Here is a 17,472-nt window from a genome sequence, read left to right on the forward strand (position 1 = left end):
CCTATAACCTCGTAAGCGTGTCGTCTCTCGCGCTGTACCGCCGCTATCGCCCGGAGTCGTTCGCCGAGGTCATCGGGCAGGAGCATGTCACCGACCCGCTGCAGCAGGCGCTGCGGAACAACCGGGTCAATCACGCGTACCTGTTCAGCGGTCCGCGCGGCTGCGGGAAGACCACCAGCGCGCGCATCCTGGCCCGCTGCCTGAACTGCGAGAAGGGCCCCACGCCGACCCCGTGCGGGGAGTGCGACTCCTGCCACGACCTGGCGCGCAACGGCCCGGGCTCGATCGACGTCATCGAGATCGACGCCGCTTCGCACGGTGGTGTGGACGACGCCCGTGACCTGCGCGAGAAGGCCTTCTTCGGGCCCGCGCGCAGCCGCTACAAGATCTACATCATCGACGAGGCCCACATGGTCACGTCGGCCGGTTTCAACGCGCTCCTCAAGGTCGTCGAGGAGCCCCCGGAGCATCTGAAGTTCATCTTCGCCACCACCGAGCCCGAGAAGGTCATCGGCACGATCCGGTCGCGGACGCACCACTACCCCTTCCGGCTCGTGCCGCCCGGGACGCTGCGGGACTACCTCGGCCAGGTGTGCCAGAAGGAGGCCATCCCCGTCGAGGACGGCGTGCTGCCGCTCGTCGTGCGCGCGGGTGCCGGCTCCGTGCGTGACTCGATGTCCGTCATGGACCAGCTGCTCGCGGGCGCGACCGAGGCCGGTGTGACGTACGCCATGGCCACGTCCCTCCTCGGTTACACGGACGGCTCGCTGCTCGACTCCGTCGTCGAGGCCTTCGCCACCGGTGACGGCGCGGCCGCCTTCGAGGTCGTGGACCGGATCATCGAGGGGGGCAACGACCCGCGGCGGTTCGTCGCCGACCTGCTGGAGCGGCTGCGCGACCTCGTCATCCTCGCCGCCGTCCCGGACGCCGCCGAGAAGGGGCTCTTCGACGCCCCGGCCGATGTCATCGAGCGGATGCAGGCCCAGGCCGGCGTCTTCGGCGCCGCCGAGCTGAGCCGCGCCGCCGACCTGGTCAACGAGGGCCTCACCGAGATGCGCGGCGCCACCTCGCCCCGCCTCCAGCTAGAGCTGATCTGCGCCCGCGTGCTGCTCCCCGCCGCCTACGGCGACGAGCGCTCCGTCATGGCCCGACTCGACCGCATCGAGCGCGGGGTGAACTTCGCCGCCGGCGCCGTCCAGGGCATGCCCGCCATGGGATACGTCCCCGGCCCCGAGGCCCATGCCGCCCCGGCCGCGCCCGGCGGCGCCCCCATCCCCCCGGGAGGCGGGGCGGCCGCCGCGCGGGCGGCGGTGCGAGGTGGCGCCCCCGGGGGAGGGGGAGTGGGTGCCGGCCCTGGTTCCCCGGCCGGTGCCGGCGCCGGTGGTGCGGCTGCCGCGGCCCCTTACGCCGGGCAGTCCCCGGCTCCCTTCCAGGGCCAGCCGCCCGCTCAGTCCCCGGCCCCGCCCTCCGCCGTTCCCCAGGCCGCCGCCCCCGCCCCCGCTCCTGCCCCGGCGCCCCCTTCCGCACCTCCCGCGCAGGCCCCCGCCGCCGAGGCCGCTCCCGCCCCCGGCGCCTGGCCCACCGCCACCGCCGCCGGCAGCGGACGCCGGCCGGGCGGCTGGCCCACGGCCGCCCCCGCGGGCGGCGGAGCGGCACGTCCCCCGGCGGCATCCGCCCCCGGCCCCGCCCAGGCTCCCGCGGCCCCGCCCGCCTCCGGGGCCGGCCCCGCCGCGTACGCGCCCCCCGCCGGCGGTCCCGACCCCCGCACGCTCTGGCCCACCATCCTGGAGGCGGTCAAGAACCGCCGCCGCTTCACCTGGATCCTCCTCAGCCAGAACGCGCACATCGCCGGCTTCGACGGCACCACCCTCCAGCTCGGCTTCGTCAACGCCGGCGCCCGGGACAACTTCGCGAGCAGCGGCAGCGAGGAGGTGCTGCGCCAGGCGCTCGGCGAGCAGTTCAACGTCCAGTGGAAGATCGAGGCGGTCATCGACCCGTCCGGCGGCTCGGCCCCCGCTCCGACCGGCGGTTACGGCGGTGGCGGCACCGGCGCGCCCGGCGGGTACGGCAGCCCGGGCGGCGGATACGGCAGCCCCGGCGGCGCAGGCGTACCCGGCGGGTACGGCAGCCCCGGCGGTGGGTACGGCGGCGGCGCCCCGTCCGCCCCCACCCCGGCCTCCGGCGGCCCCACCCCCCAGGCCCAGTCCCCCTCCGTACCCCCCTCCCAGCCCGGCTCCGCAGCGGGCCCGGCGCCCGCGTCCCCGCCGCCCGCCCCGCCCCGGCCCCCGGCCCCGGAGCCGGTGGCCCCCGAGGACGACATCCCGGAGGACGACGACCCCGACCTCAACGAGTCGGCCCTCTCCGGCCACGAACTGATCGTGCGCGAACTGGGCGCGACCGTGGTGGAGGAGTACACCAACGAGTAGGCGGGCCCGCCGGGCGCCCGCGCCGCCGTTCGTCGGAACCTACGAACTCCCCGCCCCTCGCCCCTCGGCCTCCCGCACAAAGGCGCCCGCCCCCTGCCGTTAGGCTGACCCCTGTGAACGTCCTCGTCATCGGTAACGGCGCCCGCGAACACGCCCTGTGCCGCTCCCTGTCCCTCGACCCCGCCGTGACCGCGCTGCACTGCGCGCCCGGCAACGCCGGCATCGCCGAGGTCGCCGAGCTGCACCAGGTCGACGCCCTGGACGGCGACGCCGTGGCCGCGCTGGCGCGGGAGCTCGGCGCCGAGCTGGTCGTCGTAGGCCCGGAGGCGCCGCTCGTGGCCGGGGTCGCCGACGCCGTGCGGGAGGCCGGGATCCCGGTCTTCGGGCCGTCCCGGGAGGCCGCCCAGCTGGAGGGGTCGAAGGCCTTCGCCAAGGAGGTCATGGCCGGGGCCGGCGTCCCGACCGCCCGCTCCTACGTCTGTACGACCGCCGAGGAGGTCGCCGAGGCCCTCGACGCGTTCGGCGCGCCGTACGTCGTGAAGGACGACGGTCTCGCGGCCGGCAAGGGCGTCGTCGTCACCGAGGACCTCGAGGCGGCCAAGGCGCACGCCGCGGCCTGCGACCGTGTGGTCATCGAGGAGTTCCTCGACGGGCCGGAGGTCTCCCTCTTCGCGATCACCGACGGCGAGACGGTCCTCCCGCTGCAGCCCGCCCAGGACTTCAAGCGGGCGCTCGACGGCGACGAGGGCCCCAACACCGGCGGCATGGGCGCGTACTCGCCGCTGCCGTGGGCGGACCCGAAGCTGGTCGAGGAGGTCCTGGAGACCGTCCTGCGGCCGACCGTCGACGAGATGCGCCGCCGCGGCACCCCGTTCTCCGGGCTGCTCTACGCCGGCCTCGCCATCACCTCCCGCGGGGTCCGCGTCATCGAGTTCAACGCCCGCTTCGGCGACCCGGAGACCCAGGTCGTCCTGGCCCGGCTGCGGACCCCGCTCGCCGGAGTGCTGCTCGCCGCCGCGAACGGCACCCTCGCCGACCTGGAGCGCCTGCGCTGGAGCGAGGACGCGGCCGTCACCGTCGTCATCGCCTCGCACAACTACCCCGGCACCCCGCGCACCGGCGACGCCATCACCGGCCTCGACACCGTGGCCGCCGAGGACGCCCCGCACGCGTACGTCCTGCACGCCGGGACGAAGAAGGACGGCGAGACGGTCGTCAGCGCAGGCGGCCGCGTGCTGTCCGTCACCGCGACCGGCACGGACCTCACCGAGGCGCGCGAGCGGGCGTACCGGGCCGTCACCCGCATCGGGCTCGACGGCTCCCAGCACCGTACGGACATCGCGGCGAAGGCGGCGGCGGGCGCGTAACACGCCCGCGAACGGACCGCATTCCCCCAGCGCACCACCCAGGCCCCGGGCCCTGGGGAACCCCTCGTGGGCTCCCCGGGAACCCGGGGCCTGATCGTTGCCCACCGTCGTTCACCTTTCCCCAAAGCCATTCCATCGAGTGAGCGCTGAGCCATCCGGCTGACGGGGGCCGGAGCGCCAACTAGGGTGCGGCGCAAGCATTCCGGCACTTGGCCCACCGGCATTGCGATGTCAGTGGCGGGTGCCACAGTGGGGGAGTGAGCAGGAGCAGGCCGGCCAGGACGGCGAGACGGTGAGGGGGTGAGTTCCGGTCGTGAGCGGTATGGGAGCGGAGGCGGGCGCGCAGAGTGCGCGGGCCCGGGCGCTGGCCGTGCTGCGGGTCCGCAGCCGGGCGCTCGCCGTCGCGCTGCTGCCCCCGGGCGCCGCCGTGATCCTCTTCGCCGGGGGGTCCACCGGGCACCTCGTGGGCCCCGGCTGGGACACCGCGCGCTGGGTGGTCGGCGTGGTCGCGCTGGTCGTCCTGCTCGCCGCCGGGGTCGTGGGCCTGGTCGTCGCCCGCGCCCGGCCCGCCGTCAGCCCCACGGTCGCCGTCGCCGAGGAGGCGGCACCCGATCTGTACCGGCTGGTGCGCGACCTCGCCGACCGTCTCGACGTCCCCGCGCCCTCCGCCATAGCGCTCACCCCGGACTGCGACAGCTGGCTGGAGGACCGCACCCACCCGTCCCATGGCCCGCCCGCGCCCCGGCGCGGCGACGAGATAGCCGGCGCGGGCCCGAGCCGCCACCACCTGCCCCGTCGTACGGCGACGGCGCCGGTCCTCGTCATCGGCTCCCCCTTCCTGTGGTGGATGCGCGTCGGTGAACTGCGCGCCGTCCTCGCCCCGGTCGTCGCCGGTACGGGTCCTTCGGCGCACCCCGACATAGCCGCGGCCCGGCGCTTCGTGCGCGGGCTGGACGCCGCGGTGGCCGTCTCCGCCGACCGCGGACGATGTCCCGCCGCCCGTCCGGTCTGCGCCGGCATCGGCTGGGTCAGCCGGCTGATGCTGCGCAGCTGCCAGGTGCACGCCGCCGAGATGGAGCGGGGTGTGGCGGCCGCGGCGGCCGAGCGCGCCCAGGCGGTGGACTACGGCCTGCGGATCGTCGCCCAGGAGCAGGTGGGCCTCGCGTACGCGGGCTGGGACCGGCTGCTGACCCGGGTCGCGCTGCCGGCCTGGCGGATGGGCCGCTGGCCGTCCCGGCTGGACGCCGGTGTCGTGGCCGCGCTGACCGAGCTCTCCCGCCGGGACCGCCTGGCCGAGGGGTTCGCCTCCCGCCTCGGTGAGCGCCCCGCCTGTGACCTGCTCGAAGAGCCCGGTGCGGTGGACGAGGCCGCCTCCCTGCTCGCCGCCCGCCTCTTCCACGGCGGGCCCGCCGAGTGCGGCCCGGACTGGTCGCCGGTGGACTGGCAGGAGTACCCGGAGGAGGTCGTCGACCGTAAATGGCGCACCGACGCGGCCCGCCTCCACCGCGTCCTCGACGCCCTCGGCGTCCGCCCCACCCCCGACCATGCCTCCCACCACCCGTCCGGCCCCACCCTGGCCCGGGTCCTGGACCACCTGACGTCCGCCGGAGGCGTCCCGCCTGGGACAGCCACCCCTTCGCCGGGCCCCGCGTTCTCCACCCCAGGCGCCGCGTCCCCCACCCCACCCGACGACGCCACTGACCTCGGGCACGACGGCACGGAGTTCGGGCCCGCCCAGGACGGCGACTACGGCGTGGCACGAGACGGCGCCGAGCACGGGCCTGCCCAGGAGGGCGATCACGGTGGCGACGAGGACGGCGATCACGGTGGCGGCCGAGACGGCGCCGATCTCGGGCCTGCCCAGGAGGGCGATCACGGTGGCGACGAGGACGGCGATCACGGTGGCGGCCGAGACGGCGCCGATCTCGGGCCTGCCCAAGACGGCGGCCGCGGCGGCGCCCAAGCCGGCGATCACGGCGGCACCCGAATCAGCGACCACGGCGGCGCCCGAATCGGCGACCACGACGGTGGCCAAGACGGCGACAAGGCCGACGGCGAAGACGGCGACGAGGCCGGCAGCGGGGCAGGCGCCCAGGCCGACGGCGCCGAGGCCGGCGGCTGGGCCGGAGCCGAGGCCGACGGCGGAGACGAGCTCCCCGCCCCCAATCCCCGCTCCTCCGCACTCGCCGCGCGGCTCGGTTCGGAGGTGGCGCGGGAGGAGGCGACGGCGACCGCGGCGAAGCCCCCCGTGCCCGGCGGCAGCCAGGGCGGCCCCGACGGTCCGCTCTGGGAGGACGGCGCGCTTCCGCTCTTCCCGCTCCAGCCCCCACGCACCGACCGCGAACTGCTCGCCGACCACGTCACGGCGATGGTGTGCTGCGCCGCGATGGACACCGTCGGGGCGACCCCCGGCCTCGACTGGCTCGACGGCCCCACCCTCCTCGTCGACGGCGAGCGGGTGGCCGACCTCGCCCCCCGTGTGCTCAGCCTCGTGGAGGACGGTGACGCGACCCCCCTGCGTGCCTGGCTGGTGGAACTGGGCATACGCCCCGAGAAGCCGGTACGCCTCGGCTGACCCCCCGACTCGCCCGGACACCCCTGCCCGCCCGGAACGGATCCCCTGGTTCCACTTTCGGCCAATTCGCAACGAATAGTGACTGTCTGCGCGCGTTATGTGATGTGCTGGGATCGAACGCGCCCATGGCATGGGCGTGCGACATAGGACAGCCGACCTGCCGGCCGGTCAGTCGGCGGGTACAGCGCGAGCGACCGCACCGCCGGACGATCACAGGGGCACCAGGGAGGGGAGCGCCATGGCACCGGGACCGGACCACATCCGCCGCTGGGAGTCGGGAGCACTGGCCCACGCCGTGACGGATCCCTTCGGCCAGGGCCCCGTCCCCTGGCTGCGCGGCAGCGAGACGTACTTCGACGACACGGGTCAGGTCGTCCCCTGGTACGTCGACCCGGCCCCCGCGCCCGGGCCGGACGGAGGCGTCGGCGCGGGCGGCGGGCGGGGGCCCAGGGTCCCGGGCCCGCGCACCGCGCCCGGCCCGGCCTCCGCGTCCGGGGTCCCCCGCTCCGCAGACGACGTCCGCCGCCAGATCAAGGGCTTCACCTCCACCGGAGCGGTCGCCCCCGGCGAGGCCGTCGACTTCCACATCACGGTCGACCCGCCCCAGGAATTCAGCGTCGACATCTACCGCATCGGCCACTACGACGGGGCCGGCGCCGCGAAGATCACCACCAGCCCGCGTCTCGCCGGCATCGTCCAGCCCCCGCCGCTGACCGCCGACCGCACGGTCTCCTGCCACCACTGGTGGCTCTCCTGGCGGCTCCAGATCCCCTCGTACTGGAATGTCGGGGCGTACGTCGCCGTCCTCACCACGGCCGACGGCTACCGCTCCCACGTCCCCTTCACGGTCCGCGACCAGCACCCCGCCGACCTGCTGCTGCTCCTGCCCGACGTCACCTGGCAGGCCTACAACCTCTACCCCGAGGACGGCCGTACCGGCGCCAGCTTCTACCACGCCTGGGACCGCGACGGCCGGCTCCTCGGCGAGGCCGACGCCGCGACCACGGTCTCCTTCGACCGGCCGTACGCGGGCGCGGGCCTGCCCCTGCACGTCGGCCACGCCTACGACGTCATCCGCTGGGCCGAGCGCTACGGCTACGACCTCGCCTACGCCGACGCCCGCGATCTGCACTCCGGCCAGGTCGACCCCACCCGCTACCGGGGCCTCGTCTTCCCCGGCCACGACGAGTACTGGTCGGCGACCATGCGGCGCACGGTCGAACTCGCCCGCGACAGCGGCACCTCCCTGGTCTTCCTCTCCGCCAACAGCCTGTACTGGCAGGTGGAGCTGGGCCCCTCCCCGTCCGGAGTCCCCGCCCGGCTGCTCACCTGCCGCAAACGCAGGGGCCCCGGCAAGTCCGTCCTCTGGCGGGAGATCGACCGCGCCGAGCAGCAGCTGGTCGGCATCCAGTACGCCGGCCGGGTCCCCGAGCCGCATCCGCTGATCGTGCGCAACGCCGACCACTGGCTCTGGGAGGCCACCGGAACCCAGGAGGGCGACGGCATCGAGGGCCTGGTCGCGGGCGAGGCCGACCGCTACTTCCCGCGCACCCCGCTCCCGCCCCACGAGGACCGCATCCTCCTCGCCCACTCCCCCTACACCGACCATGACGGCGTCCTGCGCCACCAGGAGACCTCCCTCTACCGCGCCCCCTCGGGCGCCCTCGTCTTCGCCTCCGGCACCTTCGCCTGGTCCCCGGCCCTGGACCGCCCCGGCCACGTCGACCCCCGCATCCAGCGCGCCACCGCCAACCTCCTCGACCGCATCTGCAAGCGCGACTGACCCCTCCCCCCGCCTCCCCGCCAGCTCGGCGGACCCTCCGTCCCTGATCCGTCCCGACGTACGGGACAATCAAGGTTCAGGACGAAATCACGGGGAGGAACCGTGTCCGGATTCGTAGAAAAGCCCGAGCCCCTCCAGGTGCCGGGCCTGGTGCATCTGCACACCGGCAAGGTGCGCGAGCTGTACCAGAACGAGGCGGGCGACCTCGTGATGGTCGCCAGCGACCGTATGTCCGCCTACGACTGGGTGCTGCCGACCGAGATCCCCGACAAGGGCCGCGTCCTCACCCAGCTCTCCCTGTGGTGGTTCGACCAGCTCGCCGACCTGGTCCCCAACCACGTCCTCAGCACCGAACTGCCCCCCGGCGCCCCCGCCGACTGGGCCGGCCGCACCCTGGTCTGCAAGTCCCTGCGGATGCTCCCGGTCGAGTGCGTGGCCCGCGGCTATCTCACCGGCTCCGGCCTCGTCGAGTACGTCGAGTCGCGCACGGTCTGCGGCCTCGCCCTCCCCGAGGGACTGGTCGACGGCAGCGAACTCCCCGCCCCGATCTTCACCCCGGCCACCAAGGCCGCCGTCGGCGAACACGACGAGAACGTCTCCTACGAGGAGGTCGCCCGCCAGGTCGGCGCCGACACCGCCGCCCAGCTCCGCCAGGCCACCCTCGCCGTCTACGGCCGCGCCCGCGACATCGCCCGCGACCGGGGCATCCTCCTCGCCGACACCAAGTTCGAGTTCGGCTTCGACGGCGACACCCTCGTCATCGCCGACGAGGTCCTCACCCCGGACTCCTCCCGCTTCTGGCCGGCCGACGCCTGGCAGCCGGGCCGCGCCCAGCCCTCGTACGACAAGCAGTTCGTCCGTGACTGGCTCACCTCGCCCGAGTCCGGCTGGGACCGCAAGAGCGAGCAGCCCCCGCCGCCGCTGCCCCAGCAGATCGTCGACGCCACCCGCGCCAAGTACATCGAGGCCTACGAGCGCCTGACGGGCCTCACCTGGTCCTGACCCGGACGGCCCCCGTGACCTGCGGGGGCCACCCGGACCGCCCTTACCGGAGCAGGCGCAAACCCGCACGCGAAGACGGCAAGCAAAAACCCCGGCCCACCGGACCGGGGTTTCACTGGAGCGGACGACGAGGCTCGAACTCGCGACCTCAACCTTGGCAAGGTTGCGCTCTACCAACTGAGCTACGTCCGCACTGCGCCGTGGCGCGAGGCCAACTATACCCAACCCCGCTCCCGTGCGAGACGCACCGCCCCGTGCCGGTTCTCCGCCCCCAGCTTGGACACGGCCGACGAGAGGTAGTTCCGCACGGTCCCCTGCGACAGCCCGGCCCGCTCGGCGATCTCCGCGACCGGCGCCCCCTCGGCGGCGAGTTCGAGCACCTCGGCCTCACGCGAGGTCAGCGGCGAATCCCCGGCCGCTATGGCGTCGGCGGCCAACTCCGGATCGACGTAACGGTTTCCGGAGTGCACGGTCCGGATGATCTCCGCCAGCCGCTGAGCGCTCACCGTCTTCGGGACGAACCCCCGCACACCCGCCGCGAGCGCCCGCTTCAGATGCCCCGGCCGGCCATGGCTGGTCACGATCAGCACCCGGCAGCCGGGCAGTTCGGCCCGCAGCGATGTGGCGACCTTCACACCGTCCGCACCCGGCATCTGGAGATCGAGCACCGCCACATCCGGTGAGTGCGCCCGCGCCATCGCCAGCGCCTCCGGTCCGGTGGCCGCCTCCGCGACGATCAGCAGATCGTCCTCCAGGGACAACAGCGCGGCCAGCGCACCGCGGATCAGATGCTCGTCGTCGGCGAGCAGCACCCGCACCGTCATGAAGTGACCTCGCTGACCATGTTCGTTCTCTCCAGGGGGACCTCGGCCACGACCCGGAACACCCCGGGCCGGACGAACCCGGCCTCCAGCGTCCCGTCGACCTGCCGCAGCCGCTCCCGCAGCCCGGCGAGCCCCGACCCGCCCCCGCCGGCACCGTGGCGCACGGCCTCGGCCCCGTCGTTCTCCACGGTCAGCACCACGCGTCCTTCCGCGATCCGCAGCTCCACCGCACACCGCCGGGCGTCCCCGTGCCGGAGCACGTTCGTCGTCGTCTCCCGCACCACCCAGCCGAGGGCCGACTGCACCTCACTGGGCAGCCCGTCCGCCTCCCCTCGCGTCTCGCAGTCGATCCCGGCGGCCGCCAACACGCTCTGCGCGCCGGTCAGTTCCACCGAGAGATCGGCCTCCCGGTACCCGCGCACGACCTCGCGCACCTCCCGCTGGGAGTCCTGCGCTATCCGCTGCACCTCGATCATCTGCTCCACCGCCTCCGGCCGCCCCCGCCGGGCCAGCTGCACCGCAAGCTCCGCCTTCAGCGCTATCACCGCGAGGTTGCGCCCCATCACGTCGTGCAGATCCCGCCCGAAGCGCAGCCGCTCCTCGGCGACGGCGAGCCGGGCAAGGGTCTCGCGGGCCTCGTCGAGCCGGTAGACGGCGTCGAGCAGCCACACCGAGAAGAGCGCGGTGCCGGCGACGAGGCCGGAGGCGAAGAAGACGCCCACCACGCTGAGGACGGCGGCGGGCAGCGGCACCTTCAGCGGGAGGCAGGCGACGCCCGCGCCGAGCGAGAAGCCGGCCACTATCGCGTACACCCGTCGACGGTCCCGCACCCCGAGCGGGAGGATGCCTGTCCCAATAGTCAGGACGAGGCCGAAAACGGCACCCGCGGTGGTGTCCACGCCCTCATGGTCGGGACCCCGTTGGGCGATCCACAGGGCCGCCACCCCGATGGCGGCGGTGAGCGAGCCGAGCGTCCAGAGCAGCCGCACGGGCTGGGGACGCCGGCCACGCCTCCAGTCCAGCCCCCGGGACACCGTCACCATGCAGAGCACGGCATGCACCGTGACCATGGTCAGCAGCGCGCCGCCGAGACCGGGTCCCAGGGAGCCGACGGCCGGCAGACTGATCCCGAGAATCTCGCTCACTCCGAAGAAGTGGAACGACCACCGCGTGTACGTCTCGAACTTCGCCGGTGTGCTCTTCCCCCGCCACCAGCGCCCCGGGCCGCGCATCTCTTCCCCTCGTCCCCCGTCTCAGCGCCGTGGTTCCCACCGGAACCACCGCCGTACAGCAAACACTGCCAGTACCGTCCAGGCCAGGCCTGTGGATATCGTCCCCAGCGCCTCGTAGGCGGAGAGGTCGCCGGTCCAGCCGCCGCGTATCAGGGTGATCGCCGGGGACAGCGGCAGCAGTTCGCAGACCGAGGCGACCCGGTCGGGCAGCATCTCCAGGGGGACGGTCACCCCGGAGCCCATCATCGAGACCAGCACGAACGGCAGGGGGGTGACCTGGGCACTCTCCACGGTCCTGGTCAGGGCCGCCGTGAGCGCCCCCAGCGCCGCACAGAGGGCCAGGCCCAACAGGAGTCCCAGGACGGCGAGATGGGGAGCCTTCGGCGCGGGCACGTCCAGCACCGCGGTGGAGGCCGCCACCAGCACCAGGGACTGCACCAGCCCCGTCACCAGGACCGGCAGCGCGGTCCCGCCCAGGATCTCGGTGTCCTGCAGCTCGCCGGTGCGCAGTCGCTTCAGGACCAGTTCCTCGCGCCGGACGGTGTAGATGGCGGTCAGGGCCGAGTACACCCCGAACACCAGGGAGAATCCGATCGCCGTCGGCAGCAGCACCAGACCGGTCGTCAGACCGACGTCCTGCACGTCCATGCTGTCGATCAGGGGCCCGAAGCAGAACGGCAGCACGAGTGGCACCAGCACCGCCGTGAGCAGCGTGCTCTTGCTGCGCACCAGCAGGGTCAGCTCGGCCCGCGCGAGGGCCGCCATCCGGCTCACCGGGGTCGTCACCGCGCCCCTGGACGCGGGGCCGGCCTGCGTGCCCCCGCTCCCGGCGCCCAGGGCGGTGCCCTCACCGGTCCCGTTGTTCACCGTGTTCCCGCTCATGCCACAGCCCCCTCGGTCCTCGTGCGCTCCGACGCCTCCCGGGCGATGCCCAGGAACGCCTCCTCCAGCGATGCCGACCGCACGTCCAGCCCCCGCAGCTCGACCCGTGCCCGCTCGGCCCACACCAGCAGCGCGGTCGCCGTCCGCTGCAACTCCCTGGTCCGCAGCCGGACCAGGCGTCCCTCGACCTCGTGATCGCACACGCCCAGCTCGCCGAGCGGGGGCAGGTCGCCGATGAAGTACCCCTCGGGCAGCTGGAAGACGATCCGGGAGGGCTCGGCCGCGGTCACCTCGGCGGGTGTCCCCGAGGCGGCTATGCGTCCCTGGTGCAGGATGGCCAGCCGGTCGGCGAGCTGCTCGGCCTCCTCCAGGTAGTGCGTGGTCAGCAGCACCGTCGTACCCGAGGCGCGCAGGGCGCGGACCAGGTCCCAGGTGTCGCGGCGGCCCTCGGCGTCCAGGCCGGTCGTCGGCTCGTCGAGGAACAGCACCTCGGGGTCGCCGAGCAGTGCCAGGGCCAGGTCGAGGCGGCGCCGCTCGCCGCCGGAGAGCTGCTTGACCCGGATGTCCGCCCGGCCGGCGAGCCCGACCAGGGCCAGCGCCTCCCCGACGGGCCGGGCGCCGCTCACACAACCGCCCCACATCCGCGCGGTCTCGGCGACGGTCAGCTCCGAGGGGAACCCGCCCTCCTGCAGCATCACGCCGGTGCGCGGCCGGACGGCGGCCCGCTCGGCGTACGGGTCGTGGCCGAGTACACGGACGTGTCCGGCGTCGGGGCGCGCGAGGCCCTCCAGCAGTTCGACGGTCGATGTCTTGCCGGCGCCGTTGGTACCGAGCAGCGCGAAGATCTCACCGCGGTCGACGTGGAAGGAGATTCCACGGATCGCCTCGAACCCGCCCCCGTACACACGCCGGAGGCCGGTGACCTCAATCACGTGTTCATTCGTGTCCATGTCTCAAGGCTCCCGTCGGACAGGGCCCGACAGCAGTGCGAGCTGTCATCACTCCGTATGACAAATGTCAGGTGACGGCGGCACACGAAGGGGAACACATGATGACGAACACACGAAAAGACCCCGGTCCGATGGACCGGGGTCTCCTTCCCGAGCGGACGACGAGGCTCGAACTCGCGACCTCAACCTTGGCAAGGTTGCGCTCTACCAACTGAGCTACGTCCGCATTGCCTCCGACCGGCTCTCACCGATCGGCGCGAGCACCAGCCTACCTGATCCACAACCGTGGTCAGGACGGCGATGCAGAGCGGGTGACAGGAATCGCACACTGCGCCTTCCCCCTGGAAGGGGGATGTTCTACTACTGAACTACACCCGCGTGGCCTCCGTGAGCTGGGCTTTTCGGCCCTGCCCGGCGGCGTGCTCCAGACACTAGCCGACCATGTGGGGGGTAACGCAAGTCGGTTGTCCCCGGGCCGTGCTGACGGACCCGGGGGCAACCGCGGGAGCGGCTCGAACAGGGGCCGGGCTACTGCGCCTCGGCGAAGGCCTCGTAGACCTTCTTGGGGATGCGGCCGCGGGCCGGCACCTCCATCTTGTTGGCCTGGGCCCAGGCGCGCACGGCCGCCGGGTCGGGCGCGACCTCCGTCTGCTTGTACGCCTTGCCGGACTTCGACCGCTTGCGGCCGGCCTCCACGTAGGGCGCGAGCGCCTTACGCAGTTTCTTGGCATTGGCTTCATTCAGGTCGATCTCGTACGACTTGCCGTCGAGTCCGAAGGCGATCGTTTCCGCCGCTTCCGAGCCGTCGATGTCGTCAAAGAGAGTGACCACGACCTTCTGCGCCACGAATATCGGTCCCTTCGTGCGACAGCTCTGCGATGACGTGCCAAGACGTCACGGAGATGTCGACTGTCCGCCAGTTATGGGGCAAAGTATCGGCTATTGCCAATTCATTTGTACAGTGCCCGGCAATGGAATGTGAAGCCCGACTAAATCTCTCCGCGTGTCCCGGCGCAATAGGGAACGCGGGTGCACCCCGGATCTTTCCCTGAACTTTTCGCGATGGCACTGGTCCGATACCTGATCGTGATGACGCTCACGTAGATTCCTACAACTCTATGCGCGTAGAAATTTTGTGCGGGTAGTCTGAAGGCACCTGTCGGAGACACCGCAGGAACCTGCTCAGCACCACACCACCGGGAGTGCCAGTGGCACGCGTCGTAGTCGACGTCATGCTCAAGCCGGAGATCCTCGACCCCCAGGGCCAGGCGGTGCAGCGCGCACTGCCGCGCCTGGGTTTCGAAGGCATCTCCGACGTACGTCAGGGAAAGCGATTCGAACTGGAAGTTGACGGGCCGGTCGACGAGGCCGCCCTCGCCCGCATCCACGATCTTGCGGAATCCTTCCTCGCCAACACCGTGATCGAGGACTTCACCGTCAAGGTGGAGGAAGTCGCGGAGGCCGCGAAGTGACCGCTCGTATTGGCGTCGTCACTTTCCCGGGCAGCCTCGACGACCGGGACACCCAGCGCGCGATCCGTCTCGCGGGCGCGGAACCGGTCGCCCTCTGGCACAAGGACAAGAGCCTCCACCAGGTCGACGCGGTCGTCCTGCCCGGCGGTTTCTCGTACGGCGACTATCTGCGCGCCGGTGCCATCTCCCGCTTCTCGCCGGTGATGGAGACCGTGATCGAGCAGGCGAAGGCCGGCCTTCCGGTCCTCGGCATCTGCAACGGCTTCCAGATCCTCACCGAGGCCCATCTGCTGCCCGGCGGGATGCTCGGCAACGACCACCTCCACTTCATCTGCCGCGACCAGAAGCTGCGGGTGGAGAACGCGGAGACCGCCTGGACCGCCGACTACACGGCCGGCCAGGAGATCCACATCCCGCTGAAGAACATGGACGGCCGTTACGTCGCCGACGCCTACACGCTCGACAAGCTGGAGGCGGAGGGCCGGGTGGTCTTCCGGTACCTGGACTTCAACCCCAACGGCAGCCTCCGTGACATCGCCGGCATCACCAACGAGGCCGGCAACGTCGTAGGCCTCATGCCGCACCCGGAGCACGCCGTCGAGCCCCTCATCGGGTCCGGCCGCACCGACGGTCTCCCGTTCTTCACCTCGATCCTCAAGAAGCTGGTCAACGCATGAGCCGGACGCCTCTGGACACGGTCGAGCACGCGGCCGCGACCCCCGACGTCGAGCTGCCCTGGGCCGAACTCGGCCTGAAGAAGGACGAGTACGAGCGGGTGGTGGAGATCCTCGGCCGCCGCCCCACCGGCGCCGAGCTCGCCATGTACTCCGTCATGTGGTCGGAGCACTGCTCCTACAAGTCGTCCAAGGTGCACCTGCGCCAGTTCGGCGAGAAGGCCCCGCAGAGCGACGCGCTCCTCGTCGGCATCGGCGAGAACGCGGGCGTGGTCGACGTCGGCCAGGGTTACGCGGTCACCTTCAAGGTCGAGTCGCACAACCACCCGTCCTACGTCGAGCCCTACCAGGGCGCGGCCACCGGTGTCGGCGGCATCGTCCGCGACATCATCGCCATGGGTGCCCGCCCCGTCGCGGTCGTCGACCCGCTGCGCTTCGGCGCCGCCGACCACCCCGACACCAAGCGCGTCCTGCCGGGCGTCGTCGCGGGCATCGGCGGCTACGGCAACTGCCTGGGCCTGCCGAACATCGGCGGCGAGGTCGTCTTCGACGCCTGCTACCAGGGCAACCCGCTGGTCAACGCCGGTGCCATCGGCGTCATGCGGCACGAGGACATCCACCTCGCGAAGGCCTCCGGCGCAGGCAACAAGGTCATCCTCTACGGCGCCCGCACCGGCGGCGACGGCATCGGCGGCGCGTCGATCCTCGCCTCCGAGACCTTCGACGACGCCAAGCCCTCGAAGCGCCCCGCCGTCCAGGTCGGCGACCCCTTCCAGGAGAAGCTCCTCATCGAGTGCACCCTGGAGGCCTTCCAGGAGAAGCTCGTCGTCGGCATCCAGGACCTCGGCGCGGCCGGTCTGTCCTGCGCCACCAGCGAGCTCGCCTCCAACGGCTCCGGCGGTATGCGCGTCACCCTCGACGACGTCCCGCTGCGCGACTCGACCCTCTCGCCCGAGGAAATCCTCATGAGCGAGTCGCAGGAACGCATGTGCGCCGTCGTCGAGCCCGAGAAGGTCGACCGGTTCCTCGAGATCTGCGACAAGTGGGACGTCATCGCCACCGTCATCGGTGAGGTGACCGACGGCGACCGCCTGGAGATCTTCTGGCACGGCGGCAAGATCGTCGACGTCGACCCGCGCACGGTGGCCCACGACGGCCCGGTCTACGAGCGCCCGTACGCCCGCCCGGACTGGCAGGACGCCCTCCAGGCCGACGACGCGAACAAGCTGCCCAGGCCGCGGACGGGTGAGGAGCTCAAGGACCAGGTCCTCAAGCTCGTCTCGTCTCCCAACCAGGCCTCCAAGAAGTGGATCACCTCGCAGTACGACCACTTCGTCCAGGGCAACACCGTCCTCGCCCAGCCCGAGGACTCCGGCATGATCCGGATCGACGAGGAGTCGGGCCTCGGCGTCGCCATCGCGACCGACGGCAACGGCCGGTACGCCAAGCTCGACCCGTACCACGGCGCCCAGCTCGCACTCGCCGAGGCGTACCGCAACGTCGCCACGACCGGCGCCAAGCCGCTCGCCGTCTCCGACTGCCTGAACTTCGGCTCGCCCGAGGACCCGGCCGTCATGTGGCAGTTCGCGGAGGCCGTCCGCGGTCTGGCGGACGCCTGCCTGCAGCTCGGCACCCCGGTGACCGGCGGCAACGTCTCCCTCTACAACCAGACGGGCGAGGTCGCCATCCACCCGACCCCGGTGGTCGCGGTCCTCGGTGTCATCGACGACGTCGCCCGCCGCACCCCGGTCGCCTTCCAGGAGGAGGGCCAGCTGCTCTACCTCCTCGGCGACACCCGCGAGGAGTTCGGCGGCTCGGCCTGGTCCCAGGTCGTCCACGACCACCTCGGCGGCCTGCCCCCGAAGGTGGACCTGGAGCGCGAGCGCCTGCTCGCCGAGATCCTGATCTCCGCCTCGCGCGACGGGATGATCGACTCCGCGCACGACCTGTCCGACGGCGGTCTCGTCCAGGCGGTCGTCGAGTCGGCGCTGCTCGGCGGCAAGGGCGCGCGTCTGGTCGTACCGGACGGGCTCGACGCCTTCACCTTCCTGTTCTCCGAGTCCGCCGGCCGCGCCGTCGTCGCGGTCCCGCGCTCGGAGGAGGTCCGCTTCAACGACATGTGCGGCGCCCGGGGCCTCCCGGTCACCCGCATCGGTGTCGTCGACGGCGACACGGTGGACGTCCAGGGCGAGTTCGCGCTCACCCTGGAGGAGCTGCGCACGGCGCACGAGGCGACCATCCCGGGGCTGCTCGCGTAGCCGAACGCCGACGCCGTACGACGCTGA

Annotated in this window: 13 protein-coding genes and 3 tRNA genes; 8 read left to right on the forward strand and 8 right to left on the reverse strand. The window is 72.6% G+C overall.

Translation table 11 applies throughout. The features are described 5' to 3' along the window. Window positions 1-17: 17 nt before the first annotated feature. The 5 genes from AQJ58_RS29555 to AQJ58_RS29575 all read left to right on the forward strand — a co-directional run bounded on the left by AQJ58_RS29555 (window position 18) and on the right by AQJ58_RS29575 (window position 9,153). Window positions 18-2,426 (forward strand): DNA polymerase III subunit gamma and tau, encoded by a 2,409-nt coding sequence (locus tag AQJ58_RS29555; protein WP_067255637.1) that lies wholly within the window; start codon window positions 18-20, stop codon window positions 2,424-2,426. 113 nt (window positions 2,427-2,539) lie between these two features. Then, window positions 2,540-3,793 (forward strand): phosphoribosylamine--glycine ligase, encoded by a 1,254-nt coding sequence (gene purD, locus AQJ58_RS29560; RefSeq protein ID WP_067255639.1) that lies wholly within the window; start codon window positions 2,540-2,542, stop codon window positions 3,791-3,793. A 322-nt stretch (window positions 3,794-4,115) separates the two neighbouring features. Then, window positions 4,116-6,368, forward strand: a complete 2,253-nt coding sequence (locus tag AQJ58_RS29565) for a M48 family metalloprotease (RefSeq protein ID WP_067255641.1) — start codon at window positions 4,116-4,118, stop codon at window positions 6,366-6,368. Window positions 6,369-6,606: 238 nt separating this feature from the next. Continuing rightward, window positions 6,607-8,151 (forward strand): N,N-dimethylformamidase beta subunit family domain-containing protein, encoded by a 1,545-nt coding sequence (locus tag AQJ58_RS29570; RefSeq protein WP_067255642.1) that lies wholly within the window; start codon window positions 6,607-6,609, stop codon window positions 8,149-8,151. A gap of 102 nt (window positions 8,152-8,253) precedes the next feature. After that, window positions 8,254-9,153 carry a phosphoribosylaminoimidazolesuccinocarboxamide synthase gene (locus AQJ58_RS29575; protein ID WP_067255644.1) on the forward strand — a complete coding sequence of 300 codons (900 nt, stop codon included), beginning with the start codon at window positions 8,254-8,256 and terminating at the stop codon, window positions 9,151-9,153. A 116-nt stretch (window positions 9,154-9,269) separates the two neighbouring features. On the opposite strand, the gene AQJ58_RS29580 is transcribed toward AQJ58_RS29575, so the two are convergent. From AQJ58_RS29580 to AQJ58_RS29615, 8 genes are all read right to left on the reverse strand, one after another. Further along, window positions 9,270-9,345: transfer RNA gene (locus AQJ58_RS29580), tRNA-Gly, on the reverse strand. 23 nt (window positions 9,346-9,368) lie between these two features. Further along, entirely contained in the window at window positions 9,369-9,977 is a 609-nt protein-coding gene (locus tag AQJ58_RS29585; RefSeq protein ID WP_067255646.1) for a response regulator transcription factor, read from the reverse strand. Beyond that, the gene (locus tag AQJ58_RS29590) at window positions 9,974-11,209 is read right to left on the reverse strand and encodes a sensor histidine kinase (protein ID WP_067255648.1); all 1,236 of its coding nucleotides are present in this window, start codon (window positions 11,207-11,209) and stop codon (window positions 9,974-9,976) included. The genes AQJ58_RS29585 and AQJ58_RS29590 overlap by 4 nt, the downstream gene beginning before the upstream one ends. Window positions 11,210-11,230: 21 nt before the next feature. Continuing rightward, window positions 11,231-11,974 (reverse strand): ABC transporter permease, encoded by a 744-nt coding sequence (locus tag AQJ58_RS29595; RefSeq protein ID WP_067255765.1) that lies wholly within the window; start codon window positions 11,972-11,974, stop codon window positions 11,231-11,233. Window positions 11,975-12,087: 113 nt separating this feature from the next. Then, window positions 12,088-13,041, reverse strand: coding sequence for an ABC transporter ATP-binding protein (locus AQJ58_RS29600; RefSeq protein WP_067255650.1), 954 nt, complete (start codon window positions 13,039-13,041; stop codon window positions 12,088-12,090). 153 nt (window positions 13,042-13,194) lie between these two features. Beyond that, a tRNA-Gly gene (locus AQJ58_RS29605) sits at window positions 13,195-13,267 on the reverse strand. 80 nt (window positions 13,268-13,347) lie between these two features. After that, window positions 13,348-13,419: transfer RNA gene (locus tag AQJ58_RS29610), tRNA-Gly, on the reverse strand. 150 nt (window positions 13,420-13,569) lie between these two features. Next, on the reverse strand, window positions 13,570-13,887 hold the full coding sequence (locus AQJ58_RS29615) for a histone-like nucleoid-structuring protein Lsr2 (protein ID WP_055631821.1): 318 nt from the start codon (window positions 13,885-13,887) through the stop codon (window positions 13,570-13,572). 362 nt (window positions 13,888-14,249) lie between these two features. Between AQJ58_RS29615 and purS the strand changes: the two genes are divergently transcribed. Genes purS through purL form a run of 3 tightly spaced genes read left to right on the forward strand, consistent with a single transcriptional unit; the run spans window position 14,250 to window position 17,445 of the window. After that, window positions 14,250-14,513 (forward strand): phosphoribosylformylglycinamidine synthase subunit PurS, encoded by a 264-nt coding sequence (gene purS, locus AQJ58_RS29620; protein WP_015659417.1) that lies wholly within the window; start codon window positions 14,250-14,252, stop codon window positions 14,511-14,513. Further along, a complete protein-coding gene (purQ, locus tag AQJ58_RS29625; protein ID WP_067255652.1) occupies window positions 14,510-15,190 on the forward strand; it encodes a phosphoribosylformylglycinamidine synthase subunit PurQ in 681 nt (226 codons plus the stop codon). Before purS ends, purQ begins: the two co-directional genes overlap by 4 nt. After that, entirely contained in the window at window positions 15,187-17,445 is a 2,259-nt protein-coding gene (purL, locus tag AQJ58_RS29630) for a phosphoribosylformylglycinamidine synthase subunit PurL (protein WP_067255654.1), read from the forward strand. The genes purQ and purL overlap by 4 nt, the downstream gene beginning before the upstream one ends. The last annotated feature ends 27 nt before the right edge of the window (window positions 17,446-17,472 follow it).

The organism is Streptomyces sp. DSM 15324, assembly GCF_001514285.1.
GTDB lineage: Bacteria > Actinomycetota > Actinomycetes > Streptomycetales > Streptomycetaceae > Streptomyces.